The sequence below is a fragment of the Streptococcus pluranimalium genome, assembly GCF_047785745.1.
Classification (GTDB): Bacteria; Bacillota; Bacilli; order Lactobacillales; family Streptococcaceae; genus Streptococcus; species Streptococcus pluranimalium_B.
This window is the reverse complement of record NZ_JBLOJT010000195.1, coordinates 1-1,276: the sequence shown is the minus strand read 5'-3', so window position 1 is coordinate 1,276 and position 1,276 is coordinate 1. Positions and strand designations below refer to the sequence as shown.

General features: G+C 34.6%; 1 protein-coding gene. It reads left to right on the top strand.

What is annotated here, in order from left to right; genetic code table 11:
- Nucleotides 1-784 precede the first annotated feature (784 nt).
- Nucleotides 785-1,276 (top strand): hypothetical protein (locus ACMZ6U_RS10415; RefSeq protein ID WP_416108346.1); only part of this gene is annotated, 492 nt, incomplete at its 3' end.

The window sequence follows — 1,276 nt, the reverse complement described above, 5'->3', positions numbered from 1 at the left end:
GCGGGTGCCCACAGAGGACTTGCACCTCAGATATACGACATGCCCGTCGTACCAAAAAACCAGTTAGAATAACTCTAACTGGTTTGAATTGACTTTATCAAAAAGTCACTTATCAAGTAGTGATCTCGACCAGTTAGATAAAATCTAATCAGCCAAGTCAACCTTAAAATGCTTTAGCCTCATAGATACAAACTTGCGCACCGTTTGTACCTAAGAGCTACAAACGGTTATCTAAAGAAACTAAAGTTAAAGAAAGTATTTTGTTTAGTATCGTTTAACCGACTTAAAAGCATTCCTTTTTCTCCTTTGTTTATGATTGTAACTAAGTATAATACATGATTTTCTACCTGTCAAGCATTTTATAGAATTTTTTGATAATTCAACTAAATTAATCCATAAAAATCTGCTAACAATGAAGGGATAAAGAGAAATAATCATCTACAGTAGTATAACTCGTATAAATAAGCCATATTGTCATCTTCGATCATGTCATACTCAAATTTAACAAGACCTCTACCGAGGCTATCTTCAACCACTTCGATAAATTTTTTCTCTGTATCTTGTTCTAGTTTTAACTCCCTTTTTGTTGGTGTGGCTTAGAATCAAAATCAGTATCTCGTGATATTTCTACTGTAGCTTCGCCACCAGCATGCTCATTGATATAGGTTTGGATTGCTTATTCCAAGCCTTTTATTTTATCGCTCATGGCACCTACTTTTATTTCCACCATCTCTCCACCTCCTTCCTGTGATATAATTGAAATAAAAATGATTGGAGAAAATAAATGGATAAAAAAACTTGTTTTGTTGTATCAGCTATCGGTGAAGAAGGGTCAGAAATTCGAGATCACTCTGATAGCGTTCTAAATTATATCGTTAAACCAGCTTTAGAACCTAAATACGATGTTAAGCGAGCTGACGAGCTCTATCATTCTGATAAAATAGATGACAAAATCTTTGAAGCACTGTCGAAGTCCGACTTGGTTATTGTTGACATCACAGGGAATAACCCTAATGTTTTTTTAGAATTAGGATTCCGAAAAGCTTTAAATCTACCTACTATTTTTCTGAGACAAAAAACGGTGGATCCCATTCCATTTGATATTCGAACTATAAACACTATCCATTACGACTTGAAAAACCATAGTGGTAAAGCGATGCTTGACTCTGTTAAGGAAACAGTTAAAAGAATACAAAAAACGGAAGAAAGTATTGACTTCACTGTTTTTACCTCAGAAGACAGCGATACGACTGTAACAACTCAAGATTTTTTACAA